Raw genomic sequence first — 26,315 nt, 5'->3', positions numbered from 1 at the left:
CCAGAGGCCAAGTGAGCCTGACGCAGCAGAGACTCCACTCTTAGATAAATACGAGTTTTCTCATTTAACGGATGTTCAAATTTGTGCGTGGTCATCGACATAAGCCTTTGTGAGTTTCGTTCCTATTTTCGCAGATTTTTCTTACACATGGCTAGGTACTTTTCGTGCAAATCTGTGATTTGAAGCAAAAGATCAGGGTCACTTGGATTATTCTTAACCACATCGTCTGCAAGCGCGAACCTTTGCTCTCTTGATGCTTGAGAGGCAAGGATGGCGCGAACTTGATCTTCACTCACATTGTCTCGTTTCATCGTGCGAGATATCTGTGTATTCGGTTCTACATCGACGACAAGAACGCGATCACACAAACTATCTAGCTTGTTTTCTACGAGCAACGGCACCACAAGTAACGCATACTCTGAAGTGACTTGCTGCAAATCTTCGATCATCTTTTCACGAATTATCGGGTGCAACAGTGCGTTGAGCCATGCTTTTTCATCTGAATTCGAAAAGATTTTTTCTCTCAGCTTTGCGCGATCTAAAGTTTGGTCTTCACGAACGATATCGTGACCAAAGTGTTCAATAATCGCGTTTAGGCCGGGAGTACCTGGTTCGACAACTTCTCTTGCTACAATGTCGGCATCAACGATATCGATTTTAAATTGTTGTTTGAACAGATTCGCGACGGTTGTTTTTCCACTAGCGATACCACCTGTTAAACCAATAACCAAAGCCATTTACACTCCTAGAACTGAAGTAAAGTACCAGTTTAAAATCTGCTCGCCCCAAATTAAGCTTATCCAACCAGCAATTGCTAAGTAAGGACCGAAAGGGAAAGCTTTTTCAATTCCCTGCTTTTGCAAGCGTAGTTGAATGATGCCAAATACGATGCCAACCACAGAAGAAAGTAGAATGATCATTGGCAGTGACTGCCAACCTAGCCAAGCCCCTAGTGCTGCTAGTAGTTTAAAATCACCATATCCCATTCCTTCTTTACCAGTAAGTAGCTTAAAGCCCCAGTAAACGGACCAGAGACATAGGTAACCAGCAATAGCACCAATGACAGAATCTTGTAGAGTAACAGGACTTATTTCGACTAATGCTAAGGCAATGCCAGCCCAAGTTAATGGTAATGTTAATTGGTCAGGTAACAACATCGTATCTAGATCGATAAATGTTGCGGCGATTAAGATAAAAGTGAAAAAGAGTAGGGCAACGGTAAAGTAACTAAAACCAAAGTGGTAAGCGACAAAGCCTGAGCAGAACGCAGTGAGCAGTTCAATCAGTGGATAGCGTGCGCTAATGGCTGTCTGACAGTTGTGGCATTTGCCTTTTAAAAGCAGCCAGCTAATCACAGGGATGTTGTCTCGAATACGTATCGGCGTTGCGCACTTCTGACAGGAGGAGCGTGGGACGCTCAAGGTCAGCACTTCTTTAGGAGGTTCTATTTTGTATTCAGGAAATGACTCGGCACATTCGCGTCGCCATTCTAGTTCCATGATTTTAGGTAGTCGATAAATAACCACATTGAGGAAGCTACCCACGATCAGACCGAAGATGGTGGCAAACACAACGAATAGCCAAGGGTAGTACTGGAATACTTCCATATTTGTCTCTTGAGCGATGAGTGAAATCAGCAAGATGCTGTTTTAAAGGAGTTAACAGCTCATTCTAGCCCAATACACTCATTAAGTTAAAGATTGGCAAGTACATTGCTGTCACTAATCCGCCAACAACGATACCTAAAAAAACGATAATTAGTGGCTCTAGAATTTTACTAAGGTTGTCGACGGTGTTGTCGACTTCAAACTCGTAGATTGTTGCAACTTTATTGAGCATATCGTCAAGTCGACCAGACTCTTCACCGATCATAACCATTTGTAACACCAATTCAGGGAACACATTACAGTTGCGCATGGCAACATACATTGGCATACCTGCGGCGGTATCACGGTAAACTTCTTCTATAGCGAGTTGATAGTGTAAGTTTCCTGAGGTTTTTGATGTGGTTTTTAAACTGGTTAGAATTGGAATGCCCGCTGTAAAGCTCGTGGCGAGTGTTCGACTAAATTTGGCGATAGCGGCTTTTGATAATACGGGCCCGAGGACAGGAAATTTAAGCACAGAGCGATTGAGCATTAAGCGAAAAGAATCTGAACGCTTAGAGAGGATTCTCGCTGAGATGAATAGACTGATAGAGCCTAGTGCTATAAATGGGCTCCAGTTTTGTGTCCATGCGGAAAGATCTAACACTTGCCTGGTAAACCACGGTAAGTCAGCACCAAAACCAACAAACATTTTTTCAAACTCGGGAATGACTTTGGTGAGCATGATAAACGACACGCCTAACGCTACTAGCACTACCATAGCTGGGTAGATCAGTGCTTTGATCACTTTCGCACGGAGTTGTTCATTTTTTTCTCGGTAGGTGGCTAAGCGCTCGAATACTTCTGCTAAGTTACCGGATTGCTCACCTGTGGCGATAAGATCGGTATAGAGTGGGTCAAAGTGTTCACTTGCAGTGCGCATGGCTTTTGACATGGGCGTCCCCGCTTCAACGGCGCGTGTCACGCTCATCAAAATGGATTTCATCTCTGCTTTTTTATGATTTTCTGAGACCAATTTTAAAGCCTGAACTAAGGGTACACCGGTTATCAACATCGTCGAAATTTGGCGGGTAAACACCGTGATGTCTCTGCCTTTCACGCGATGGCTGAGTTTAGTGAGAAACGAAATACTGCTTTTCTTTAACTTCTTGATCTTGATGTGCTGTGCGTCTAGACGCTCGCGTACTTCAATTTCCGTCATCGCGAGGGTTTGTCCAGACGTCTTTTTGCCTGAACTGTTGATGCCTTTCCAGCGGAAGTTTTTAAGTTGTGGTGTAGTGCTTTTCATGGAGGTGACTGCTGATTAAAGGATTAAAAATAAAGTACGCGCTGTAGTTCACTAAAACTTGTGATCCCTTGTTTGAGTTTTTCTATGCCCGACATTTGTAACGTGCTCATACCATTTGCGATGGCGAGTTTTTCTAGTTCATGTACTGAGGCGCCTTTAATAAGCGCTTCGGAAAGAAATTCATCAAAGCGCATCACTTCATAAATCCCCGTTCGACCGGAATAACCATGGGTACACTCATTGCATCCATCGGGATTGGCTTTAAAAATGTTGTCGCTTGCTTGAATTCCAAGATGTTGTAGCTGAACGGTAAGCTCTTGTGATTGTTTACAGTGCGAGCACAGTTTACGGGCCAAGCGCTGGGCAATAATCAAACTAAGAGATGAGGCCAAGTTAAAGCTTTCTACGCCCATGTTTGATAAACGAATAACCGTTTCAGCCGCAGAATTGGTATGTAAGGTTGAAAGTACTAAGTGACCGGTTTGCGATGCTTTTATGGCTATTTCCGCAGTGTCTAAGTCACGAATCTCACCGACCATTACCACATCGGGGTCTTGACGTAAGAAAGAACGCAGTGCTTCGGCAAAACCAAAACCAATCTTAGGCTGAACTTGAACTTGGTTAATGCCCGATAAGTTAATTTCTACTGGGTCTTCTGCCGTGGAAATGTTGATTTCTGGCTTATTGAGGATACTCAGCCCAGTGTACAGAGAAACGGTTTTTCCGCTCCCGGTTGGACCTGTCATCAGAATCATGCCTTGTGGGCGACGCAGCGCATCCAAGTACAATTGTTTTTGTTGTTCGCTATAACCAAGCTTGTCGATATCCAATGACGCAGAGCTGCTGTCGAGCAGTCGTAGTACAATTTTCTCTCCGAATAGAGTCGGTAGCGTGGATACACGCATATCAATTGCGGTGTCTTGATTCAACTTGAGCTTAATACGCCCATCTTGTGGTAAACGTCGCTCTGCAATATCAAGTTTAGAGAGGATTTTGATACGAGCGGATAAGCGGCGACTTAAGTGGCTTGGTGGCTGCTGTGTTTCAATTAAGATGCCATCACAGCGTAGGCGCACACGGTACATCTTTTCATAAGGCTCAAAGTGGATATCGGATGCGCCTTTGCGCACAGAGTCCAACAGAATTTGGTTGATGTAACGGCTAACAGGAGACTCATCTTGGCTCAAGTCTTCAATGTTGTCGATTTCATCTGCGCCCACATCAACCAGGTTGGCTAATTCTTCTTGGTTGATCTCTTTTAGCCCAGACTTTTCCTGCCCAAGTGCGCGGCCATATAAGCGCCGAATCGCAGCGGTCAGCTCGCGAAAATCAGCGAGAACAAGTTCTACTTGCAACCCTGTCGCAAAACGAAAGTCATCTTCTGCTTGTTGGTTCGTGGGGTCGGCAACCGCTAATAATAACGTTGAAGGCGTACGTTGGAGTGGGAGTGCGTAATGCCGCGTGATTAATTCCCTAAGGCCAAGTTGCTGACAAAGCGAAGCATACTCGTACTGAGATAACTCGGGCTGATTTAAACCAAAGAGAGAACTTAAGTGCTCAGCGAGTTCGCTTGATGTAAATAATCCAGAACTGAGTAAAGCCTCTGGCATCGAAATGCCAGAAGCTTTGACTTGCTCTATTAACGATTCTTCTTGGGAAAAGGTCAGTAACCCTTTTTGGCGAAGAGCCGTGGATAGGTTGGTCAACATTTAAGTTAGTTTGGGCAGTAGTCTGTTTGTGCTTTACCGCCAGCTTTACATGAAGCCCCCCACTCTAAGCCTTGAGTTTTATATGATGCAGCCATGATATATTGCTCGCCTTTAGCAATAGGTCCCTTAACTTCATCAGCTGCTGCAATAACTGCTATCGCACCAGAAACGCTAGCATCTGTGGCTTTAACAACGCTAATTTCAATATTATTCAAAACGAATTTAGCGGGAATTCCATTTTCTTCCTTTACACATTCACTAATAAATGTTGTTTCATTTGAGGCATTCTCATGGGCACATAATTCTACTGCTAATTTGGCTGCCGCAGCTGCTTTTGGAAATTCTGACAATGTCGCTTTCTTAGTATAATTTTGGTAAGCAGGAACTGCGAAAGCAGATAAGATGCCAATAATCGCCACCACAATCATTAACTCAATCAGAGTAAAACCCTGTTGTTTTTTCTGTTTACTGTTTTTCATTTTTAACCCTTTCCTAAAAATTAATAATGCTCTTGCATTGGCGAAAGATTATGGAGAGTTAAGGTGGGTTGAAAATGGGGAAGAGATGGGCTCTCGAGTGAGATAAAACTCTTTGGTGAAAAGTTGCATATCTCATGCAGAGTTTTGCGAGTAGTACTATTTTTTTAGTGGATAAAAAGAAAGGGCCAATTGGCCCTTTTAAATGATGAGTTACTCACAACTCACTGAGTTAGTTGAAGTAATTGAGATTGTGTTGCTTTTATTATTTGAAGCGCATCGAAAGATCCATCGCTTTTAGATGCTTAGTCAACGCGCCTACCGAAATGTAATCGACACCGGTTTCTGCGTATTCTGCGATGGTCTCTAGCGTAATGTTGCCGGAGTTCTCTAAAGCGGCACGACCTGCGTTAATCGCTACGGCTTCACGCATCATTTCTTTTGTGAAGTTATCGAGCATGATGATGTCGGCACCAGCCTCTATCGCTTGTTTCAACTCTTCTAAGCTTTCCGTTTCGACTTCTACCGGTTTGCCTGGGTTAAGCTCTTTCGCTTTTTGGATGGCTTGAGTGATGCCACCACAAGCAATAATGTGGTTTTCTTTAATGAGGTAAGCGTCGAACACGCCGATGCGATGGTTAAAGCCTCCACCACACGTCACGGCGTATTTTAGTGCGCTACGCAGACCAGGAATGGTTTTGCGTGTGTCGAGTAGACGACACTCAGTATGCGCGATTTTTTCAGCGTACTCTGCGGTAACTGTTGCGCAGCCAGACAGCGTTTGGATGAAGTTCATTGCGTTACGCTCACCAGTCAACAAGTCACGAGCAGGGCCTGTCAGCGTGCAAAGGGTTTGGTTAGGTTCGACTTTATCGCCGTCCTTTACGTGCCATTCAATGCTGACCTTGCCACCGAGCTGTTTAAAAACTTCATCAGCCCATGCTTGACCACAGAACACACCATGCTCACGAGTAATAATCGTTGCGGTGTTAACCGCATCGGCAGGGATCAAAGATGCAGTAATGTCGTTATCTGCGTCTACACTGCCACCTAGATCTTCTTTTAAGGTATCAGCGACAGAGCGAGTGATCTCTAAAGGGAGTTGTTGTTTAAGGTATTCTAGGCGTTCTTGAATGTTGTGTGTGTTCTTCATCGCAAATCTTGTCTTGAAAGGGAGATGGCAACGAATGATACTCTCCGGTGTCAATAATTTCAGCAGTTAATTTGCAAAGTAGAGAGGTTGATATGCGCCCAATTATCGAGAATGGCTGGCTGACACAGGCAAAGCATGTTCCGTCACCATTTTTTGATGCTCGCTCTGATACAAACGACATCTCTCTGCTGGTGGTACACAACATCAGTTTGCCTCCTGGGCAGTTTGGTGGACCATATATAGAGGACTTCTTCACTGGCAAGCTAGACCCAAATGAACATCCATTTTTTGAAGTTATTCACAAAATGGGCGTTTCTGCACATTGCTTGATTAAGAGAAACGGCGAGGTTGTTCAATTTGTTTCTTTTCTCGATAGAGCATGGCATGCCGGTCAATCCAGTTTCGCGGGCAGGGAGCGTTGTAATGACTATTCCATTGGTATCGAGCTTGAAGGGACAGAATTTACTGCCTACACAGAAGCGCAATATCAATCACTTGCAGAGATCACTGAGGTGATTATGCAGTCTTATCCTCAAATCACCCCGCCACGAATTACCGGTCATCAATATATTGCGCCCTTGAGAAAAAGCGATCCTGGTCTAAGCTTTGATTGGGTGAAATATAGACTGCTTATACAGCGTTGATTTGTAGCGAAAGTGTAAATTCAAAAAAGCGAAATAAATAAGGCATACGATCAGGTATGCCTTTTTTTGATACCAGAAATATTAATGATTGTTAAAAGTTAACTACATTTTTACGCTCGCCCATGCCGTTTTGGTGAATAAATAGACTGATAATTTTGTCATTTTCTGTATTTCTTTTCCAAAACTGCTAGCACGTCGACTTCCCATTTGTATGCTTTATGTAATTGGTCATACCAATTCTATTGCTGTTTTAACAGTCGATTGTTATCAGAGTGTTGGAAGTAAGCTCGTTCTATGATTTAGGTCAATTTTCGGCTGGACAGTGGCGTTTTAATTATGTTAATTTCTGCACCAACTTAAAATTGGTATTACCAATTACCTGCAAGAGTAGAAGAACAATAAATTATGGCTTATCAAAGGATTCGTCAGCCAAAACTCTCTGATGTTATAGAACAAGAGTTAGAAAGGTTGATAGTGGAAGGAACATTGTCTCCGGGGCAACAACTGCCTCCAGAGCGTGAACTGGCAAAACAGTTCGATGTGTCTCGTCCTTCAGTCCGAGAAGCCATTCAACGCTTGGAAGCGAAGCGTTTGTTGACTCGTCGCCAAGGTGGCGGAACATTCGTAAGTGAGAATATCTGGAAGAGCTTTTCAGATCCCTTGTTGAATTTGTTGTCTAGTCATTCTGAAACCCAGCTTGATGTGCTTGAGTCTCGTCATGCGATGGAAGGAATTTCAGCCTACTTTGCAGCTTTACGTGGTACCGAAGAAGATTTTGCGCGTATTCAAGGTTGCCTTGAGCGCATTAGCCAAGAGCAAGCAAACAACGATATCGAAGCTGAATCTGCGGAAGTGATGCAATTTTTGATCGCTTTGACAGAAGCCGCGCACAACGTGGTTCTGTTGCACATTGTTCGAAGCTTAGCGCCTTTGCTTGAGCAAAATATTCTACAAAATTTTAAATTACTACGTCGCCGCCCAGAAGCGGTCGAGAAAGTCAGTAAACACCGAGCCAATATCGTGGATGCGATTGTTTCTGGTCAGCCTGAAAAGGCGCGAGAAATGTCCCACTCGCACTTGGCTTACATCGAAGAAACATTGTTGGATTTGACTCGAGAAGAGTCTCGACGAGAGCGTTCTCTACGTCGAATTCAGCAGGGTAATGACTCGTAAGAGCGTTACTTAAATAAGTAGATCCAACCAACAGAAGGATAGATCGCCATGTCTGATATGAAGCATGACGTAGATGCACTGGAAACTCAAGAATGGCTACAAGCGCTTGAGTCAGTTGTACGTGAAGAAGGTCTAGAGCGTGCTCAATTCCTATTAGAGCAAGTTCTAGATAAAGCACGTCTAGACGGTGTTGATATGCCAACAGGTATCACAACTAACTACATCAACACGATTCCTGCAGACCAAGAACCAGCATACCCAGGTGACACAACACTTGAGCGTCGTATTCGCTCAATTATTCGTTGGAACGCTATCATGATCGTTCTACGTGCATCTAAGAAAGACCTAGAGCTAGGCGGCCACATGGCGTCTTTCCAGTCTTCTGCTGCGTTCTACGAGACATGTTTCAACCACTTCTTCCGTGCGCCAAACGAGAAGGATGGTGGCGACCTAGTTTACTACCAAGGTCACATTTCACCAGGTATCTACTCACGTGCATTCGTTGAAGGTCGTCTAACTGAAGAGCAGCTAGACAACTTCCGTCAAGAAGTAGACGGAAAAGGTATTCCTTCATACCCGCACCCTAAACTGATGCCTGAATTCTGGCAGTTCCCGACAGTATCGATGGGCCTAGGTCCAATCGCTTCTATCTACCAAGCTCGTTTCCTTAAGTACCTAGAAGGCCGTGGTCTTAAAGATACTTCAGAGCAGCGCGTTTACGCGTTCCTAGGTGACGGTGAGATGGATGAGCCAGAATCACGTGGTGCTATCTCTTTCGCTGCGCGTGAGAAACTAGACAACCTATGCTTCCTAATCAACTGTAACCTACAGCGTCTAGATGGCCCTGTAATGGGTAACGGTAAGATCATTCAAGAACTTGAAGGTCTGTTCAAAGGTGCTGGTTGGAACGTAGTGAAGGTAATCTGGGGTAACAACTGGGATTCACTACTAGCTAAAGATACGACTGGTAAGCTTCTACAGCTTATGAATGAAACGATCGACGGCGACTACCAAACATTCAAATCAAAAGATGGCGCGTACGTACGTGAGCACTTCTTTGGTAAGTACCCAGAGACAGCTGCACTTGTTGCTGACATGACTGATGACGAAATCTTCGCACTTAAGCGTGGTGGTCACGAGTCTTCTAAGCTATACGCGGCATACAAAAACGCGGCAGAAACTAAAGGTCGTCCAACAGTAATCCTAGCTAAGACTGTTAAAGGTTACGGCATGGGTGAAGCGGCTGAAGGTAAGAACATCGCGCACCAAGTTAAGAAGATGGACATGACTCACGTACTACACCTACGTGACCGTCTAGGTCTTCAAGACATCCTAACTGACGAAGCAGTGAAAGAACTTCCGTACCTGAAACTTGAAGAAGGTTCAAAAGAGTACGAATACCTACACGCTCGTCGTAAAGCGCTACACGGCTACACGCCACAGCGTCTACCAAAATTCACTCAAGAATTCATCGTTCCTGAGCTAGAAGAATTCAAGCCACTACTAGAAGAACAGAAGCGTGATATCTCTTCTACTATGGCATTCGTACGTGCACTAAACGTTCTACTTAAGAACAAGAACATTGGTAAGAACATCGTTCCTATCATTGCTGACGAAGCACGTACATTCGGTATGGAAGGTCTGTTCCGTCAAATCGGTATCTACAACCCGCACGGTCAAACTTACACACCAGAAGACCGTGGCGTTGTTTCTTACTACAAAGAAGCGACTTCAGGTCAGGTTCTACAAGAAGGTATCAACGAGCTAGGTGCTATGTCTTCATGGGTTGCTGCTGCGACTTCATACTCGACAAACGACCTACCAATGATCCCGTTCTACATCTACTACTCAATGTTCGGCTTCCAACGTGTTGGCGACATGGCGTGGATGGCTGGTGACCAACAAGCACGTGGTTTCCTACTAGGTGCAACTGCGGGTCGTACAACGTTGAACGGTGAAGGTCTACAGCACGAAGACGGCCACTCGCACATTTTGGCGGGTACGGTTCCTAACTGTATTTCTTACGACCCAACATTCGCGTACGAAGTAGCAGTAATCATGCAAGACGGTATCCGTCGCATGTACGGTCCAGAACAAGAAAACGTGTTCTACTACCTAACGCTAATGAACGAAAACTACACAATGCCAGCAATGCCAGAAGGCGCTGAAGAAGGCATCCGTAAAGGTATCTACAAGCTAGAAACTTACACGGGCGACAAAGCGAAAGTTCAGCTAATGAGCTCTGGTACTATCATGAATGAAGTACGTAAAGCAGCTCAAATCCTAAGCGAAGATTACGGTGTTGCTTCTGATGTTTACTCGGTAACGTCATTCAACGAACTAACTCGCGATGGCCAAGATGCAGAGCGTTTCAACATGCTTCACCCAGAAGCGGAAGCGAAAGTACCTTACATCCAAACAGTAATGGGTACTGAACCTGCTATCGCAGCAACTGACTACATGAAGAACTACGCAGAGCAGGTTCGTGCATACATTCCTGCTGAGTCTTTCAAAGTTCTTGGTACTGATGGCTTCGGTCGTTCAGACAGTCGTGAAAACCTACGTCGTCACTTCGAAGTGAACGCAGGTTACGTAGTAGTAGCAGCGCTAACTGAACTAGCGAAACGTGGCGAAGTTGAGAAATCTGTAGTTGCAGAAGCAATTAAGAAATTCGACATCGACACAGAGAAAACAAACCCGCTATACGCTTAATTAAGAAGGTAGATAAGAAATGGCAATCGAAATTAATGTACCAGACATCGGTGCGGATGAGGTTGAAGTTACTGAGATTCTTGTAAGCGTTGGCGACAAGGTTGAAGAAGAGCAATCTCTGATCACAGTTGAAGGCGATAAAGCTTCTATGGAAGTTCCTGCTTCTCAAGCGGGTATCGTTAAAGAAATCAAAGTTGCAGAAGGTGACAAGGTTTCTACTGGTTCTCTAATCATGATTTTCGAAGCCGAGGGTGCAGCTGACGCTGCTCCTGCGGCAGAAGCGGCTCCAGCAGCGGCTCCAGCTCCAGCAGCAGCGGCAGAACTAAAAGAAGTTCACGTACCAGACATCGGTGGTGATGAAGTAGAAGTTACTGAAATCATGGTTGCCGTTGGCGACAGCATCGAAGAAGAGCAATCTCTTCTAACTGTTGAAGGCGACAAAGCTTCTATGGAAGTTCCAGCGCCATTCGCAGGTACTCTAAAAGAGATCAAAGTTGCAACAGGCGATAAAGTATCGACTGGCTCACTTATCATGGTATTCGAAACAGCAGGTTCAGGCGCTCCAGCAGCACCAGCGGCAGCTGAAGCTCCTGCGGCAGCAGCTCCAGCAGCGTCTGCGGCAAAAGAAGTGAACGTTCCAGATATCGGCGGCGACGAAGTTGAAGTTACTGAGATCATGGTTGCGGTTGGCGACACAGTGGAAGAAGAGCAATCTCTAATCACTGTTGAAGGTGACAAAGCTTCTATGGAAGTTCCTGCACCATTCGCTGGCACAGTTAAAGAAATCAAGATTGCAGCTGGCGACAAAGTGTCTACTGGCTCACTAATCATGGTATTCGAAGTGGCGGGCGCAGCACCTGCTCCTGCAGCAGCTCCAGCTCAAGCGGCAGCACCTGCAGCTCCAGCTCCTAAAGCAGAAGCTCCAGCGGCAGCAGCTCCAGCAGCGACTGGCGATTTCAAAGAAAACGATGAGTACGCTCACGCGTCTCCAGTTGTTCGTCGTCTAGCGCGTGAATTTGGCGTTAATCTTTCTAAGGTTAAAGGTTCTGGTCGTAAGAGCCGTATCCTAAAAGAAGACGTTCAAGCTTACGTGAAAGATGCACTTAAGCGTCTTGAGTCTGGCGCAGGTGCAGCAGCATCTGGCAAAGGCGACGGCGCGGCTCTTGGTCTACTACCATGGCCAAAAGTGGACTTCAGCAAGTTTGGTGAGACAGAAGTTCAACCGCTATCTCGCATTAAGAAGATCTCTGGCGCAAACCTACACCGTAACTGGGTAATGATCCCGCACGTTACACAGTGGGATAACGCAGACATCACGGCTCTTGAAGCATTCCGTAAAGAGCAAAACGCGATTGAAGCGAAGAAAGACACTGGCATGAAGATCACACCACTTGTGTTCATCATGAAAGCGGTAGCTAAAGCGCTTGAAGCGTTCCCAGCGTTCAACTCTTCTCTATCAGAAGACGGTGAGAGCCTAATTCTGAAGAAATACGTGAATGTTGGTATCGCGGTAGATACACCAAACGGTCTAGTTGTTCCTGTATTTAAAGACGTGAACAAGAAAGGCATCTACGAGCTATCTGAAGAGCTAATGGCGGTTTCTAAGAAAGCACGTGCTGGTAAGCTAACTGCGGCTGACATGCAAGGTGGCTGTTTCACTATCTCTAGCCTAGGCGGTATCGGCGGTACAGCGTTTACTCCAATCGTAAACGCACCAGAAGTTGGTATCCTAGGTGTGTCTAAGTCAGAAATGAAACCGGTATGGAACGGTAAAGAGTTCGAACCGCGTCTACAACTTCCACTGTCTCTATCATACGACCACCGTGTGATCGATGGTGCTGAAGGTGCGCGCTTCATCACTTACCTAAACTCATGTCTATCTGACATTCGTCGTCTAGTTCTGTAATAGAAATTAGATGAATGAGAGGCGGCAACTTAGCCGCCTCTGCTAATCATAATTACCGACAATTTGGTTATCAGCCTTGCTTCGTTCAGGGTTTTCACAATCGAATTGTTGTCTAGCTCACAGGCTAAATTGATTTACTTTTCACACCATTAACATCTCTGTAAACTGTTAGCGGTCTGAAAATAACTGTTTAAAACAAATCTCTCTTAAACATAAAAAATCGATACCCACTCAGCCTGTTAGGGATAATGACTACAAGAGGTCAAAATGAGCAAAGAAATTAAAGCCCAAGTTGTTGTACTTGGTTCTGGTCCTGCTGGTTACTCCGCTGCATTCCGTTGTGCGGACTTAGGTCTTGAAACTGTACTAGTTGAACGTTACAGCACGCTTGGCGGTGTATGTCTGAACGTGGGTTGTATCCCATCTAAAGCACTGCTTCACGTTTCTAAAGTAATTGAAGAAGCGAAAGCGATGGCTGACCACGGCGTTGTGTTCGGTGAGCCTCAAACAGACATCAGCAAAATCCGCATCTGGAAAGAAAAAGTTGTTAACCAACTAACTGGCGGCCTAAGCGGTATGGCTAAGATGCGTAACGTAACAGTAGTTAACGGTTACGGTAAGTTCACTGGCCCTAACTCTATCCTTGTAGAAGGTGAAGGTGAGCCAACAGTTGTTAACTTTGACAACGCAATCGTTGCGGCTGGTTCTCGTCCAATCAAACTGCCATTTATCCCGCATGAAGACCCACGTATTTGGGACTCTACTGACGCTCTAGAACTAAAAGAAGTGCCAGAAAAACTGCTTATCATGGGCGGTGGTATCATCGGTCTAGAAATGGGTACGGTTTACCACTCTCTAGGTTCTAAAGTTGAAGTTGTTGAAATGTTTGACCAGGTAATTCCTGCAGCAGACAAAGATATCGTGAAAGTATTTACTAAGCGTATCAAAGACAAGTTCAAGCTAATGCTAGAAACGAAAGTAACAGCAGTTGAAGCAAAAGAAGACGGTATCTACGTTTCAATGGAAGGCAAGAAAGCGCCAGCTGAAGCTGAGCGTTACGATGCGGTTCTAGTTGCTATCGGTCGTGTACCAAATGGTAAGCTAATCGACGGTGAAAAAGCGGGTCTAGAAATTGACGAGCGCGGCTTCATCAACGTTGATAAGCAAATGCGTACTAACGTTCCTCACATCTTCGCGATCGGTGATATCGTTGGTCAACCAATGCTTGCTCACAAAGGTGTGCATGAAGGTCACGTAGCTGCTGAAGTTATCTCTGGTAAGAAGCACTACTTCGACCCTAAAGTTATCCCTTCAATTGCGTACACTGAGCCAGAAGTGGCTTGGGTTGGTAAGACTGAAAAAGAAGCGAAAGAAGAAGGCATCAAGTACGAAGTAGCAACATTCCCATGGGCAGCATCAGGTCGTGCAATCGCATCTGACTGTGCAGACGGTATGACTAAGCTAATCTTCGACAAAGAAACTCACCGCGTAATCGGTGGTGCTATTGTTGGTACTAACGGTGGTGAACTACTTGGTGAAATCGGCCTTGCAATTGAGATGGGCTGTGATGCAGAAGATATCGCTCTGACTATCCACGCTCACCCAACTCTACACGAGTCTGTAGGTCTAGCTGCTGAAGTATTTGAAGGTTCAATCACTGACCTTCCAAACAAAAAAGCAGTTAAGAAGAAGTAAGCTTTTTCTGACTGAATGATAGAAGCCGCTGCATTGCAGCGGTTTTTTATGCTTGTTACATAGGAATATAAATGTGTGCTTAGTTGACAGCAGACAATAAAAAGCCCACCAAACGGTGGGCTGACATATATTACTAGTTAAGCTTTAGTGTTCACGGTTGTAAATGCAAAGCATATCTAAGTATGAATTCACTAGATGTTTCAGTTCCGCTTCACCTTTAGCGCGGTTCGCTTGGACAAACAGTGAGTAACAAATACCGTGGAACAGGTTTGCCAAGTGTTCTGAATCGTGCTGGTCACACACCTCACCGCGTTCAATTGCTTTAATGAACATGTTTTGTACCAGCAACTGGTTAGTACGGTTAGTTGAAACAAACAATGGCCATACTTCATCACGTGTTGAAGCACTCCACTCGAACCATACTTTTAGCCAGTGACAGTCTTGGCTGACAAGCTCGATCATCGCATTAGTAATATTGGCGATGTTTTCACGTGCATGTAAGTCTAGGTCTATGTTATCCGATAGGAAGTTTGAGAACTGACGTACGACGTGATTGAGAACTTCATCCACCAAGTCTTCGCGTGTAGGGAAGTAGTTAAAAACAGTCGCTACAGAAACTTGAGCAATTTCTGCGATATCTGCGTGACCACCACGACCGATGCCGCGGCGCGCAAATACTTCCAATGCGATTTCCATTAACTGTTGCTTACGCTTAATTGGAGAAAGCCTAGTTCTAGGTCTCTTTGCAATTGAGTCCATATCCATTTTCCTTGCCATTTGAGTTGATATTGGGGGTAACCCCCTAATTGATTATTTTAATAGTTGCTTAAAGCAGTGATGAGTGTAATGGTGCATATGCACAAGGTCAACATCTGTAGAACAATTTATATACAGTAATGTCATTATTATTGATAAATTTAGCTATGAACTTTATAAAACTAAGACCTTCTTCCAAGATTTTTTGGCAACAGGATGCGACTTTCAACCCAATGAACGTGGTGATACACTACACGCCGTAAGATTAGGTGATCGTTTGCGTGCGACTTACCTCAACCCACAAATTTAGATTGAGCACAGTATGAAACATACAATAGAAGTCATGATTTCTGAGCAAGAAGTTCAGGAGCGAGTTCGTGAATTAGGCAAACAAATTACAGAGCGTTATCAAGGTAGTGAAGATCTTGTGTTGGTAGGCTTATTGCGTGGCTCATTTGTATTTATGGCAGACTTGGCACGTGCTATCGAACTGACTCACCAAGTTGATTTTATGACTGCGTCAAGCTACGGCAATACGATGGAAAGCTCACGTGACGTTCGTATCTTGAAAGATTTGGATGATGACATCAAAGGTAAAGACATTCTGCTTGTTGAAGACATCATTGACACTGGTAACACACTAAATAAAATCCGTGAGATTCTTTCGCTACGTGAGCCGAAGTCTATCGCGATTTGTACGCTCCTAGATAAGCCATCTCGTCGTGAAGTGAATGTTCCTGTGGATTGGATTGGTTTCGAAATTCCAGATGAATTTGTCGTTGGGGTGGGTATTGATTACGCGCAGAAATACCGCCACTTACCATACATCGGTAAAGTTGTACCTCAAGAATAATCATTGAGTTCAGCATTAAAAATATAAAAAAACGCCCATCTAAGATGGGCGTTTTTTGTCCAGTTTTTAGGTATGACTTAGCGACAAAGCAGCTTGTTGTCTGTATTTAGAATCGTCGAAAGAGCTTTCTGGTAAGACGCTTCTACGGTTTCCTTAGAGTTAGAACGAATGCCTAAGTACTCTAAGCGACCATCTTCAATTCCGTATACCACACCATGAATTTCAACATCTTGCCCACGCTCCCAAGCGTTTTGCAGGATGGTTGAGTTACCCAAGTTGTACACTTGCTCTGCAACATTAAGCTCGCCTAGTTTATCCGCTCGATCTTGTTGCGGCATTTGATCTAGGTAAGTGCGGTGTTTGAAATAGATATCTCTGATATGTAACAGCCAATTATTAATAAGACCTAGCTTAGGGTTATCAATGGCTGCGTTTACGCCACCACATCCATAGTGTCCACAGACAATGATGTGTTTAACCTTAAGAACGTCTACAGCGTACTGGACGACCGATAGACAGTTGAGATCAGTATGGATAACTTGGTTTGCAACATTCCGATGAACAAAGAGCTCACCTGAGTATAGCCCGGTTAGTCGCTCGGCAGGAACGCGGCTATCAGAGCAGCCAATCCAAAGAAAATCAGGCTTTTGCCCCTCAGCGAGTTTTGCGAAGTATTCAGGTCGATCAGATTTGATCTCTTGAGACCATTTCGAATTGTTTTCAAATAACTGTTTTATTTCCGGCATTTTGCAAACTACTTCCCTTAAAAGACAAAATCGCTGCCGCTGTTTGTGTGCACATGCAAGCGATCAGTGTTGTAACTATACACAATGTTACAATTTCGATCTCGTTAAATATTCGTCAGATAGGACTCATCTGACTAGTTTTCATTAAGAAAAAAGTAAAATCTGGTGAAACTATTTGTGGTGTGAATTTAGCCTTAATCTATTTATGGTTTAAATTTTCGCCTAGCTCGTTAAAGTAGTGATATTTTACTTTTTAAAATTGAATGCAGGGAAAATCAGCAGTGTTCGGTAGTCGTTTTGAAGATATCAATTTCAAAGGGGATGTATTTGGCGGGGTAACCACGGCGATTATCTCTCTCCCTCTGGCGTTAGCGTTTGGTGTTGCATCCGGAGCCGGTGCTGAGGCCGGCCTTTGGGGGGCAATAATGGTCGGTTTGTTTGCCTCGTTATTTGGTGGTTCTAATACGTTAATATCAGAACCGACAGGGCCAATGACGGTAATCATGACCGCAGTATTAACCAGTATGATGGCGAAATACCCAGAAACGGGCATGGCTATGACTTTCACGATTGTCATGATGGCTGGCGCGTTCCAAATCCTATTGGGGACGTTAAAACTGGGTAAATACGTTACCTTGATGCCTTACAGCGTTATTTCCGGGTTTATGTCTGGCATTGGTGTGATTCTTATCATTCTACAGTTATCGCCTTTGATGGGGCATGCTGCGCCTTCAGGGGGAGTACTCGGAACGTTATCTGCTTTGCCGGAGACCATTTCTAACCTTAAGTTCAGTGAGTTGTTTTTGGGACTACTGACTTTGGGGATTCTTTTTTTCTTCCCTAAGCAATATCGTAAATACGTTCCTGCACAGCTCGTGGCATTGGTCGCGGTGACTTTATTGTCTGTGATTCTCTTTGATACAGAAGATATTCGTCGTATCGGTGAAATTCCTGCTGGGTTACCTTCTCTCGTCGCCCCTTATATTGACACAGATATGTTTGTCGAGATGGTCATTGATGCATTAGTGCTCGGCACATTAGGTTGTATTGATACTTTGTTAACGGCGGTTATCGGTGACTCATTAACTCGTAAAGAACACGACTCAGATAAAGAGCTGCGAGGTCAAGGGTTAGCTAACATGATCTCAGGCTTGTTTGGTGCGCTGCCGGGGGCGGGGGCTACCATGGGGACGGTAACGAATATCCAAGTTGGGGCTCGTTCGCCATTATCTGGTGTGATTCGTGCACTAATGTTGGCGTTGGTTGTACTGGTTGCTGGCGGATTAACAGAGCCAATCCCGATGGCTGTGTTAGCAGGCATTGCGGTGTATGTTGGCTTTAACATCCTAGACTGGAGCTTTATTCAGAGGGCACATAAGGTAAGCTTTTCCGGAATGGCGGTGATGTATGGCGTTATGTTGCTTACAGTATTCGTTGATCTTATCGTTGCGGTGGGTTTAGGCGTCTTTATCTCGAACATTATCATCATCGAGCGTTTGAGCCGAGAGCAGGCGCGACAAGTAAAAGCGATCAGCGACGCGGATGAAGATGATGTGCCGCTGACTGACAGCGAGCGTGGTTTGTTGGATCGTGCTAATGGTAAAGTGCTGTTCTTTTATCTTTCCGGTCCGATGATCTTTAGTGTTTCTAAAGCCATTTCACGTCAGCACTCTAGTATTTCGGACTATGACGTGATGATTCTCGATCTTACGGATGTACCAATGATTGATGTAACCGTCGGTTTGGCGTTAGAGAATGCGATTAAGGATGCTCTCGATGCCAATTGTGCCGTGTATTTATTATGCCCGAATGAGCGAACACGAGAACAGCTAGAGAAATTCCATGTGATTGACCTTGTCCCGGATGAAAATATGTACCAATTCCGTTACGAAGCATTGAATGCGGCGGCGGCACATGTTGAGGCAGACCAGTATCAGCGCATAACGGCGTAATCATTCTGACAGTTAAAAACGCAACAGTTTCCTGTTGCGTTTTTTTATGCTCTATTTTGTCTTACTTAGAGATAACCTTTACGAGGTAAGGGTTATATTTCCAATATTATCGAAAGGTTTATTTGTAATCATCGTTATTCAACGATAAACTGATGGACCTCCAGTACGATACCCAAGGCGATTTTGTAGTAAACCGCTGCTAAATATGAGTCGGTATTAGTAATCACAAACAAACGGCAATCAAGACCTTATGTACGCATTAGAAATTGAACAATTGCGCAAGACGTATGCAGGTGGCTTTGAGGCGTTAAAAGGTATAAGTCTCCAAGTGAAAAAGGGTGACTTCTACGCGCTTCTGGGTCCCAATGGTGCAGGAAAATCGACCACGATTGGCATCATTTCCTCCTTAGTGAATAAAACCTCCGGAACGACGAAAGTTTTCGGTTATGACATTGATACCGACCTCGAATTGGCCAAGCAGAATTTAGGCTTGGTGCCACAGGAGTTCAACTTCAACCAGTTTGAAACCGTTGAGCAAATTGTGATGCAGCAAGCTGGCTATTACGGTGTGTCTAAAGTATTAGCCAAAGAAAGAGCAGAAAAATACCTGAAAAAATTGGATTTATGGGAAAAACGCCAAGAGCGTGCTCGTAACCTATCCGGTGGGATGAAGCGTCGTTTAATGATCGCAAGAGCTTTGATGCACGAGCCGCAATTACTCATTTTAGATGAACCAACGGCTGGAGTGGATATTGAACTACGCCGCTCAATGTGGGGGTTTCTGAAAGAGATCAACCAAGAGCAAGGAATTACGATTATTTTAACGACACACTACCTAGAAGAAGCGGAGATGCTGTGTCGAAATATCGGCATTATTAATCGTGGTGAGCTGATTGAAAATACCACCATGAAGGCGTTACTAGGTAAGCTAAGCGTCGAGACATTTATCTTGGATATTGAGTCAGAAGTCGAGGTGCCTGAGCTTGAAGGTGTTAATCGACAAAGTATTGTTGATGGCTCTTTAGAGATAGAACTAGATAAGAGCCAAGGATTGAATTCGGTATTCAGTCAGTTAACAGAGCATGGCATTAAAGTTCTCTCAATGCGTAACAAAGCCAACCGACTTGAAGAGTTGTTTGTCAGCATTGTAAGAGAGGGGAGTAATTAAATGTACGGTTTATATTGGACGGCATTTCGCAGCTTGCTGAGCAAAGAAGTCACTCGTTTTACACGTATTTGGGTGCAAACCTTAGTGCCGCCAGCCATTACGATGACGTTGTACTTCATCATTTTCGGCAATCTTATTGGCTCTCGAATTGGTGAGATGAGCGGCTTTAGTTACATGGAGTACATTGTTCCAGGTTTGATCATGATGTCGGTGATCACTAACTCATACTCGAACGTGGCGTCGTCATTCTTTAGTGCAAAGCTACAGAAGAATATTGAAGAACTGCTGGTGGCACCGGTACCAAACTATGTGATTATTGCTGGCTATGTGATGGGCGGCGTGACTCGAGGTTTGTTGGTCGGTGCAATTGTTACTTGTGTGTCACTTTTGTTCGTTGATTTGCAAGTGGAGCACTGGGGCATTATTGTCGCGACTGTCTTCATGACGTCGGTTGTATTTGCTCTCGGTGGCTTGATCAATGCGGTTTACGCAAAAACGTTTGATGATATTTCGATCATCCCTACGTTTGTATTGACTCCTTTAACTTACTTGGGAGGAGTCTTTTATTCGATCAGTCTGCTGCCTGAATTTTGGCAAGGCGTTTCTAAGATCAACCCAATCGTCTACATGGTGAATGCGTTCCGCTACGGCTTTTTAGGTGTCTCGGATGTGGGCATTGTCACTTCATTTAGTGTACTTGCAGTGTTTGTTGTTGCACTGTATGTCATTGCGCATTATCTAGTAACCAAAGGGATTGGGCTAAGAAGCTAAGCCATTCTCATAAAGCAAAGAGCGGCGATTCACGCTGCTCTTTCGCGTGCATAACAATACATACCCATACAATTTTTCGGTTTTTATCATGGTAGGTTTCAATCATTTGTAATAAATGAGTGATCCTATGAATATTGTCCCGCCGCCGCCTTTCTCCTATCAGTTACTTAAGCCCAAATATTGGTCTGTATGGCTGGCATTTGGATCTTTAGCGATTCTTGTTAATGTACTGCCATACGTAGTATTGCGAATCTTAGGTAGAAGCATCGGCTGTATTGCGATGCATGTAATGAAGCGCCGACACAAGATCGCTCTGCGTAATCTCCAGCTGTGTTTCCCTGATTTTACGGATTGGCAATGTAAGGACGTAGTACGAAAAAACTTTCAATATACTGGAATGGCTATCATCGAAACCGGTATCGCTTGGTTTTGGCCAGATTGGCGGATACGTCGGATAACCTCTATTGTTGGAAAAGATCGTTTACTCGCTGAGGAAAAGAATGGACGTGGTGTGTTGGTGGTGTGCAGTCACCATTTAAACTTGGAGATAACCGCTCGTATTTTTAGCCAGTTTGCCCAAGGTTATGGCGTTTATCGCCCAAATTCGAATCCTGCTTATGAGTTTATTCAACATCGAGGTCGAACTCGTTTTGGACATCAAATGATTGATCGAAAAGACGTGAAATCAATGCTCAAAGTTCTGAAGAATGGTCATCGACTTTGGTATTTGCCCGACCATGATTATGGCGTTAGCCATTCTGTTTTTGCGCCGTTTTTTGCTGTTGAACAAGCGGCGAGTACCGTCGGGTCTAGTGTTCTCATTGATGCAACAAAGTGCGCGGTTATATCTGGCGTTACAGTGAGTAAAAATCACCATTACACGCTGTACATTGGAAAAGACATTAGCGAGCGTTTCGAGAGACGTAATGCGGTTAAAGCGGCAAGCATCTTGAACCAAGAGCTTGAGAAAATGATAAAACGTGATATTCCAGCGTGGATGTGGCTGCACAAGCGGTTTAAAACTCGCCCTGAAGGGTTAGATTGCGTCTATACGTAGAGTATAAAAAAGGTCGACTAAGAGTCGACCTTTTTACTTTTATGGCTCAGAGCTTACTCTGCGTTCTCTGAGTTTGTATTGTTAGATTCAGCTTCTTCCTTCGTTTCGACAACCATATCTACCGTTTGGTTATCGATAAGACGAGCTTTGCCTAGGAACGCAGACATCAGAATAACAGCTTGTGTCGTTTCTGGTGTGATCACTTGTAATGTACGAGCATCACGAATGAAGATCTCATCAGGGTGCAGACCTGCAGCTCGAAGTTGGTCGCTTGCATCTTCGATGATCGATGCGTAGTCATCGCGGCCACCGCGAATGGCACTACTGATCCAACGCATTGTACGAGCAAGTACAGGAGCACGTTGACGCTCGTCCAGCGTAAGCAAGCCATTGCGTGAACTCATTGCTAAACCGTCCATTTCACGTACGGTTGGTACACCGATGATTTCAATGTCCATTGCTAGGTCATCAACCATCTTGCGGATAACAGCAAGTTGTTGGAAGTCCTTCTCGCCGAAGCACGCGACATCCGGTTGTACGATGTTAAACAGCTTATTCACAATCGTCGTCACGCCACGGAAATGACCTGGTCGAGACGCGCCTTCGAGAATTGTTGATAGGCCAGGGACATCGACGAAGGTTTGCTTATCCAGACCTTCTGGGTAGATAACTTCTGGTGTTGGCGTAAATACCACATCGACCCCTTCAGAGGTTAACTTGCTTAAGTCTTCCTCTAGCGTGCGTGGGTAATTATTTAAATCGTCAGCACGATCAAACTGCATCGGATTAACAAAGATGCTTACGACAACGATATCAGCGTATTCGCGTGCTTTACGCACTAAAGTTAAGTGGCCTTCGTGAAGGTTGCCCATGGTAGGGACAAACGCCACTTTACGACCTTCACGTTTAAAGGTTTTAAGGTGTTCACGAACTGCTGAGATTTCCGCAAAAGTTTGCATGCATTTATCCTCTAGGCAATGGTATGAGCGTCGTCTGGGAATACACCGTTGGCTACATCTTCAATGTATTTAGTAACGGCTTTGCGCATATCACCTGTTTCAGCAAGAAAGTTTTTGGAGAATTTCGGCATGTAGTTGGCAGAAATACCAAACATATCATGCATTACGAGAATTTGACCATCTGTTACGTTACCTGCACCAATACCGATAACAGGAACGTCAAGCACTTGCGTAATACGTTCAGCAAGCTCAGCTGGTACGCATTCTAGTAAGACGATTTGAGCGCCTGCTTCTTGCAGCGCTAATGCGTCTTTTACCATGCGGTCTGCTTTTTCTTGATCGCGACCTTGGATTTTGTAACCACCAAAAATATTAACAGCTTGAGGAGTTAAACCAAGATGAGCACAAACTGGAACTGATCGTTCAGTGAGCATTTTCACCGTGTCGACAAGCCAGTCACCACCTTCAATTTTTACCATATTGGCACCAGCACGCATCAGTTTAGCCGCATTTTCGCAAGCTTGCTCTGGCGTGGTGTAGCTCATGAATGGCATGTCTGCCATCAACAAACAATTTGGGCTACCAGCACGTACGCAACGAGTATGGTAAGCGATATCATCGACCGTTACTGGCAGAGTATCGTTGTGACCTTGCAAAACCATACCTAGAGAATCACCAACAAGAAGTACTGGCATTTCTTGGCTTTCAAACAGTTGGGCAAAGCTCGCATCATAAGCGGTTGAAGTAGCAAATTTACGACCTTCTTGCTTCCACTTGATTAGGTCGTTGATGGTCATTTTTTTCATGGTTTTATCCTTACTAGGAGTTGGCTATGACTGCCAGATACTGAGGCCGTTTCTATCTACTTGTTCCAGTAGTTCAGAGACCTCGGTCCCATCAGGGAGTTGTAAACTTGGTGCAATTTCCGCAAGAGGGTAGAGTACGAATTCACGCTCTTTCATTCCATAATGAGGAACGATCAGCCTCTCGGAATTAATCACCTCATTGCCATAAAGCACAATGTCGAGGTCCAAGGTTCTTGGTCCCCAGCGTTCGTCTTTACGGACACGCCCTTGTTCTTGCTCTATAGCTTGTGTGCAATTGAGCAATTCAATAGGCGTCAAACTGGTGTTAATAGACACAACCGCATTGATGTAATCCGGTTGGTTTTGTGGCCCCATTGGCGTGCTGCTGTATAGCGAAGAAGCTTGAACAAACTCTGATTTAGGCAGCGTTTTTAATGCTTCAATCGCTTGCTTTGCTTGGCTGACAGGATCAGCCAAGTTACTGCCTACCGCAATGTACGCTGTAATCATGATTTGGGCTTACTCTTTTTCTTGCGATAAGTTTTACGGCGGCGCTGGCCTGTTTTCGGTGATTGACCGTCTAAGTCGGCAGCCATTGCTTGACGCATTTCTCGGCCTGCATTTTGAAAAGTTTCCCACCACTTGGCAAGCTTCTGAGTGTCACCACCTTCAATTTCACCGCGCATTTCAAGAAAATCAAAGCCAGCTCTAAATTTATTGAGCTCCATAAGACGGAATGCACGTTTACCGTTACGTCGTGGAAGACGAAGCTGTAACTGCCAAATCTCGCGAATGGTTGCGGTGTGGCGTCTTGGAATGGCAATTGTGCGAACTTGCTCGTCAAGAATGATGTTGCTCGCTTCCATAATGGCGTCGTAATGGCCTAAGTTGCGCTCTTCCATCAGTTCATCGGCTTTCGCACACAGTGGGTACCACAGCATTGCAGCAAACATAAATGCTGGATTGATGCGTTTCCCATCTTCGATGCGCATGTCGGTAGAATCTAGGACAAGATCCAACATCTGCTCAGTGTGAGAGGAGTAATCTTCTGTAAAGTGCGCTGCAATCGTCGGGAATAGTTGCTGGAATAGGTTGTACTCACGCAGTAGGTGGTAGGTTTCTAAGCCATGACCGGATTGCAATAATTTGAGTGACTCTTCAAAAAGACGCGCTGACGGAATGTCACCGAGCAACGGTGCCATGTGTTCGATTGGCGCTGCGGTGTCTTCTTCAATATCGAAGTCTAGTTTTACCGCGAAACGAACCGCACGCAGCATGCGCACAGGGTCTTCACGGTAGCGTGTTTCTGGATCACCAATCAGTCGAATTAGGCGATCTTCTAAATCTTCAATACCACGTGCGTAGTCGTGAATCGAGTAATCTGCGATGTTGTAGTACATCGAGTTAATCGTGAAATCACGGCGCTCAGCATCTTCATCGATGGTGCCGTAGACGTTGTCACGCAGCAGCATACCCTCTTTTGATTGCTGAGAAATGCTCTTATTCTTTTGCTCTTGGTGGTGACCACGGAATGTCGCAACCTCAATGATGTCTCGGCCAAACATAATATGAGCCAAGCGGAAGCGGCGACCAATCAAACGGCAGTTACGAAATAGCTGTTTGATCTGTTCCGGCGTTGCGTTGGTCGCAATGTCAAAATCTTTTGGTTTTTGTCCAAGCAGTAAGTCTCGAACCCCGCCACCCACAAGAAAAGCATCGAAACCAGCACCATTTAGGCGGTACAGTACCTTCAGCGCATTATCACTGATCTGCTTACGCGAAATGTTGTGCTCTTCACGAGTTATTACATTGAGAGCGAGCTCTGGAATTGTGGCAGGTTCGCTTGGTGTATAGTCGTTTGTATTCATGTGCATCTGGCAATAACTGGGTTTAATCCAATCTTGCTTTGGTTAGTTTTATACGCCTCTAGGGCCTAATTTGCGGCTAATGATAGCCTACACAATGCCATTTGAGAATCACGGTGTGATCTCGATCTCTGCTGGAAGCTGTTCCAACCGCCAGTTTTCGCAGCCCCAACGAAGAATATCTTCTATGTTGGCCGCCCTTACGGTTTCAGGTATCTCGAAACCTAAAAATGTCATGGCGCGCAATAGAGTAGGTTTTGGTGTATCTATATCAATAGCCGTCGCGTGATTTTGTTTCGACAATTTATTGCCGTTGTTGTCCATCGCCAATGGTAAATGCAAGTAGCTAACTTCAGGCTGACCAAGTATTTGGTACAGGCTAATTTGACGCCCTGTCGGCTCGATTAAGTCTGCACCTCGCACGACTTCTGTGACGCCTTGGTCGATGTCGTCCAATACTACCGCAAGATTATAAGCAAATAATCCATCTCGACGTTTAATAATGAAATCTTCATTAACGAGTTGCTCTGGAATCGTAATGGTTCCCTGCTTTTGGTCGAGGAAATGAGCGACAGGCTTGGTCATTTTTAGGCGAATCGCGCCGTCTTTCAAGTTTTTATCGCGGCAAGTGCCAGGATAAAAACCGCCATGCTCTTTAATTTGCTTACGAGTACATTGGCAATAATAGGCTTCTCCATTTTCGAGCCATTTGTTTATTTGAGCTTGGTAAAGGTCGTGACGTTCGCTCTGGTATACCACTTCTCCATCCCAATGCAGCTGATAGGCCTTGAGTGCCTCTAGGATAAGTTGCGCTGCACCTGGCATTTCTCTTGGTGGGTCTAAGTCCTCAATACGTACTAACCAAGCTCCGTTTTGTGCTTTCGCTTGAAAATAACTGCCAAGAGCGGCAATCAGTGAACCAAAATGCAGTGGACCAGAAGGAGATGGGGCGAATCGACCTACATAGCGTGTCATGCGTGTATCTCGAATTTAGTAAACAAATAGGGTGCGAAGATAGC

At 44.8% G+C, this 26,315-nt stretch carries 23 protein-coding genes and 1 pseudogene; 10 read left to right on the top strand and 14 right to left on the bottom strand.

The genetic code is table 11. The features are described 5' to 3' along the window. The 7 genes and pseudogenes from R8N28_RS18155 to nadC form a co-directional block, all read right to left on the bottom strand. Positions 1-95, bottom strand: a pseudogene (locus tag R8N28_RS18155) (cell division protein ZapD); the annotation flags it as partial. Positions 96-122: 27 nt separating this feature from the next. Then, complete coding sequence (gene coaE / locus R8N28_RS18150) at positions 123-737, bottom strand: dephospho-CoA kinase (RefSeq protein WP_065274841.1); 615 nt, start codon at positions 735-737, stop codon at positions 123-125. Beyond that, positions 738-1,607 carry a prepilin peptidase gene (locus R8N28_RS18145; protein ID WP_064354291.1) on the bottom strand — a complete coding sequence of 290 codons (870 nt, stop codon included), beginning with the start codon at positions 1,605-1,607 and terminating at the stop codon, positions 738-740. Positions 1,608-1,671: 64 nt separating this feature from the next. Beyond that, positions 1,672-2,895 carry a type II secretion system F family protein gene (locus tag R8N28_RS18140; RefSeq protein ID WP_017635918.1) on the bottom strand — a complete coding sequence of 408 codons (1,224 nt, stop codon included), beginning with the start codon at positions 2,893-2,895 and terminating at the stop codon, positions 1,672-1,674. A 23-nt stretch (positions 2,896-2,918) separates the two neighbouring features. Then, entirely contained in the window at positions 2,919-4,604 is a 1,686-nt protein-coding gene (gene pilB / locus R8N28_RS18135) for a type IV-A pilus assembly ATPase PilB (RefSeq protein WP_065274840.1), read from the bottom strand. Between the two features lie 5 nt (positions 4,605-4,609). Then, a complete protein-coding gene (locus tag R8N28_RS18130) occupies positions 4,610-5,083 on the bottom strand; it encodes a pilin (RefSeq protein ID WP_065274839.1) in 474 nt (157 codons plus the stop codon). Positions 5,084-5,345: 262 nt separating this feature from the next. Further along, positions 5,346-6,233 carry a carboxylating nicotinate-nucleotide diphosphorylase gene (gene nadC, locus R8N28_RS18125; protein WP_005379983.1) on the bottom strand — a complete coding sequence of 296 codons (888 nt, stop codon included), beginning with the start codon at positions 6,231-6,233 and terminating at the stop codon, positions 5,346-5,348. A gap of 92 nt (positions 6,234-6,325) precedes the next feature. Here nadC and ampD point away from each other — a divergent pair, with 92 nt between their 5' ends. The 5 genes from ampD (at position 6,326) to lpdA (ending at position 14,363) form a co-directional block, all read left to right on the top strand. Then, positions 6,326-6,877: a 1,6-anhydro-N-acetylmuramyl-L-alanine amidase AmpD gene (ampD, locus tag R8N28_RS18120; RefSeq protein ID WP_005379985.1), complete on the top strand. Its 552-nt coding sequence runs from the start codon at positions 6,326-6,328 to the stop codon at positions 6,875-6,877. 405 nt (positions 6,878-7,282) lie between these two features. Next, positions 7,283-8,050: a pyruvate dehydrogenase complex transcriptional repressor PdhR gene (gene pdhR / locus R8N28_RS18115; RefSeq protein WP_005379989.1), complete on the top strand. Its 768-nt coding sequence runs from the start codon at positions 7,283-7,285 to the stop codon at positions 8,048-8,050. A 48-nt stretch (positions 8,051-8,098) separates the two neighbouring features. Next, positions 8,099-10,762, top strand: coding sequence for a pyruvate dehydrogenase (acetyl-transferring), homodimeric type (gene aceE / locus R8N28_RS18110; RefSeq protein WP_065274838.1), 2,664 nt, complete (start codon positions 8,099-8,101; stop codon positions 10,760-10,762). A 19-nt stretch (positions 10,763-10,781) separates the two neighbouring features. Beyond that, positions 10,782-12,668 (top strand): pyruvate dehydrogenase complex dihydrolipoyllysine-residue acetyltransferase, encoded by a 1,887-nt coding sequence (aceF, locus tag R8N28_RS18105; RefSeq protein ID WP_065274837.1) that lies wholly within the window; start codon positions 10,782-10,784, stop codon positions 12,666-12,668. Between the two features lie 267 nt (positions 12,669-12,935). After that, positions 12,936-14,363, top strand: coding sequence for a dihydrolipoyl dehydrogenase (gene lpdA / locus R8N28_RS18100; RefSeq protein WP_005379993.1), 1,428 nt, complete (start codon positions 12,936-12,938; stop codon positions 14,361-14,363). A 144-nt stretch (positions 14,364-14,507) separates the two neighbouring features. Here the strand turns inward: lpdA and opaR are convergent, their stop codons facing one another. Then, on the bottom strand, positions 14,508-15,122 hold the full coding sequence (opaR, locus tag R8N28_RS18095) for a transcriptional regulator OpaR (RefSeq protein ID WP_005379994.1): 615 nt from the start codon (positions 15,120-15,122) through the stop codon (positions 14,508-14,510). 319 nt (positions 15,123-15,441) lie between these two features. Between opaR and hpt the strand changes: the two genes are divergently transcribed. After that, complete coding sequence (hpt, locus tag R8N28_RS18090; RefSeq protein ID WP_005379995.1) at positions 15,442-15,972, top strand: hypoxanthine phosphoribosyltransferase; 531 nt, start codon at positions 15,442-15,444, stop codon at positions 15,970-15,972. Between the two features lie 77 nt (positions 15,973-16,049). Here hpt and can read toward each other — a convergent pair whose 3' ends face one another. Then, positions 16,050-16,718, bottom strand: a complete 669-nt coding sequence (can, locus tag R8N28_RS18085) for a carbonate dehydratase (protein ID WP_005379996.1) — start codon at positions 16,716-16,718, stop codon at positions 16,050-16,052. A 281-nt stretch (positions 16,719-16,999) separates the two neighbouring features. On the opposite strand from can, the gene R8N28_RS18080 reads away from it, so the two are divergent. From R8N28_RS18080 to R8N28_RS18065, 4 genes are all read left to right on the top strand, one after another. Beyond that, positions 17,000-18,670, top strand: coding sequence for a SulP family inorganic anion transporter (locus R8N28_RS18080; protein ID WP_065274836.1), 1,671 nt, complete (start codon positions 17,000-17,002; stop codon positions 18,668-18,670). A 250-nt stretch (positions 18,671-18,920) separates the two neighbouring features. Further along, on the top strand, positions 18,921-19,838 hold the full coding sequence (locus R8N28_RS18075) for an ABC transporter ATP-binding protein (RefSeq protein ID WP_005380000.1): 918 nt from the start codon (positions 18,921-18,923) through the stop codon (positions 19,836-19,838). Next, positions 19,839-20,609 (top strand): ABC transporter permease, encoded by a 771-nt coding sequence (locus R8N28_RS18070; protein ID WP_065274835.1) that lies wholly within the window; start codon positions 19,839-19,841, stop codon positions 20,607-20,609. A 127-nt stretch (positions 20,610-20,736) separates the two neighbouring features. Continuing rightward, on the top strand, positions 20,737-21,666 hold the full coding sequence (locus R8N28_RS18065; protein WP_053304122.1) for a Kdo(2)-lipid IV(A) acyltransferase: 930 nt from the start codon (positions 20,737-20,739) through the stop codon (positions 21,664-21,666). Between the two features lie 53 nt (positions 21,667-21,719). Here R8N28_RS18065 and panC read toward each other — a convergent pair whose 3' ends face one another. The 5 genes from panC to gluQRS all read right to left on the bottom strand — a co-directional run bounded on the left by panC (position 21,720) and on the right by gluQRS (position 26,271). Continuing rightward, a complete protein-coding gene (gene panC / locus R8N28_RS18060) occupies positions 21,720-22,625 on the bottom strand; it encodes a pantoate--beta-alanine ligase (protein WP_065274834.1) in 906 nt (301 codons plus the stop codon). An 11-nt stretch (positions 22,626-22,636) separates the two neighbouring features. After that, complete coding sequence (gene panB / locus R8N28_RS18055; RefSeq protein ID WP_005386592.1) at positions 22,637-23,431, bottom strand: 3-methyl-2-oxobutanoate hydroxymethyltransferase; 795 nt, start codon at positions 23,429-23,431, stop codon at positions 22,637-22,639. Positions 23,432-23,455: 24 nt separating this feature from the next. Then, positions 23,456-23,941 carry a 2-amino-4-hydroxy-6-hydroxymethyldihydropteridine diphosphokinase gene (gene folK, locus R8N28_RS18050; protein ID WP_017635910.1) on the bottom strand — a complete coding sequence of 162 codons (486 nt, stop codon included), beginning with the start codon at positions 23,939-23,941 and terminating at the stop codon, positions 23,456-23,458. Continuing rightward, positions 23,938-25,305 carry a polynucleotide adenylyltransferase PcnB gene (pcnB, locus tag R8N28_RS18045; protein ID WP_005386589.1) on the bottom strand — a complete coding sequence of 456 codons (1,368 nt, stop codon included), beginning with the start codon at positions 25,303-25,305 and terminating at the stop codon, positions 23,938-23,940. The genes folK and pcnB overlap by 4 nt, the downstream gene beginning before the upstream one ends. Positions 25,306-25,407: 102 nt before the next feature. Then, positions 25,408-26,271, bottom strand: coding sequence for a tRNA glutamyl-Q(34) synthetase GluQRS (gene gluQRS / locus R8N28_RS18040; protein ID WP_047102653.1), 864 nt, complete (start codon positions 26,269-26,271; stop codon positions 25,408-25,410). Positions 26,272-26,315 lie beyond the last annotated feature (44 nt).

The organism is Vibrio sp. Vb1554 (assembly GCF_033344235.1).
This window is presented reverse-complemented; position numbering and strand designations above follow the sequence as displayed.

Bases quoted from the DNA above. Each gene is read 5' to 3' on its own strand.
- coaE (WP_065274841.1), bottom strand. From the start codon at position 737: ATGGCTTTGGTTATTGGTTTAACAGGTGGTATCGCTAGTGGAAAAACA.
- R8N28_RS18145 (WP_064354291.1), bottom strand. From the start codon at position 1,607: ATGGAAGTATTCCAGTACTACCCTTGGCTATTCGTTGTGTTTGCCACC.
- R8N28_RS18140 (WP_017635918.1), bottom strand. From the start codon at position 2,895: ATGAAAAGCACTACACCACAACTTAAAAACTTCCGCTGGAAAGGCATC.
- pilB (WP_065274840.1), bottom strand. From the start codon at position 4,604: ATGTTGACCAACCTATCCACGGCTCTTCGCCAAAAAGGGTTACTGACC.
- R8N28_RS18130 (WP_065274839.1), bottom strand. From the start codon at position 5,083: ATGAAAAACAGTAAACAGAAAAAACAACAGGGTTTTACTCTGATTGAG.
- nadC (WP_005379983.1), bottom strand. From the start codon at position 6,233: ATGAAGAACACACACAACATTCAAGAACGCCTAGAATACCTTAAACAA.
- ampD (WP_005379985.1), top strand. From the start codon at position 6,326: ATGCGCCCAATTATCGAGAATGGCTGGCTGACACAGGCAAAGCATGTT.
- pdhR (WP_005379989.1), top strand. From the start codon at position 7,283: ATGGCTTATCAAAGGATTCGTCAGCCAAAACTCTCTGATGTTATAGAA.
- aceE (WP_065274838.1), top strand. From the start codon at position 8,099: ATGTCTGATATGAAGCATGACGTAGATGCACTGGAAACTCAAGAATGG.
- aceF (WP_065274837.1), top strand. From the start codon at position 10,782: ATGGCAATCGAAATTAATGTACCAGACATCGGTGCGGATGAGGTTGAA.
- lpdA (WP_005379993.1), top strand. From the start codon at position 12,936: ATGAGCAAAGAAATTAAAGCCCAAGTTGTTGTACTTGGTTCTGGTCCT.
- opaR (WP_005379994.1), bottom strand. From the start codon at position 15,122: ATGGACTCAATTGCAAAGAGACCTAGAACTAGGCTTTCTCCAATTAAG.
- hpt (WP_005379995.1), top strand. From the start codon at position 15,442: ATGAAACATACAATAGAAGTCATGATTTCTGAGCAAGAAGTTCAGGAG.
- can (WP_005379996.1), bottom strand. From the start codon at position 16,718: ATGCCGGAAATAAAACAGTTATTTGAAAACAATTCGAAATGGTCTCAA.
- R8N28_RS18075 (WP_005380000.1), top strand. From the start codon at position 18,921: ATGTACGCATTAGAAATTGAACAATTGCGCAAGACGTATGCAGGTGGC.
- R8N28_RS18070 (WP_065274835.1), top strand. From the start codon at position 19,839: ATGTACGGTTTATATTGGACGGCATTTCGCAGCTTGCTGAGCAAAGAA.
- R8N28_RS18065 (WP_053304122.1), top strand. From the start codon at position 20,737: ATGAATATTGTCCCGCCGCCGCCTTTCTCCTATCAGTTACTTAAGCCC.
- panC (WP_065274834.1), bottom strand. From the start codon at position 22,625: ATGCAAACTTTTGCGGAAATCTCAGCAGTTCGTGAACACCTTAAAACC.
- panB (WP_005386592.1), bottom strand. From the start codon at position 23,431: ATGAAAAAAATGACCATCAACGACCTAATCAAGTGGAAGCAAGAAGGT.
- folK (WP_017635910.1), bottom strand. From the start codon at position 23,941: ATGATTACAGCGTACATTGCGGTAGGCAGTAACTTGGCTGATCCTGTC.
- pcnB (WP_005386589.1), bottom strand. From the start codon at position 25,305: ATGCACATGAATACAAACGACTATACACCAAGCGAACCTGCCACAATT.
- gluQRS (WP_047102653.1), bottom strand. From the start codon at position 26,271: ATGACACGCTATGTAGGTCGATTCGCCCCATCTCCTTCTGGTCCACTG.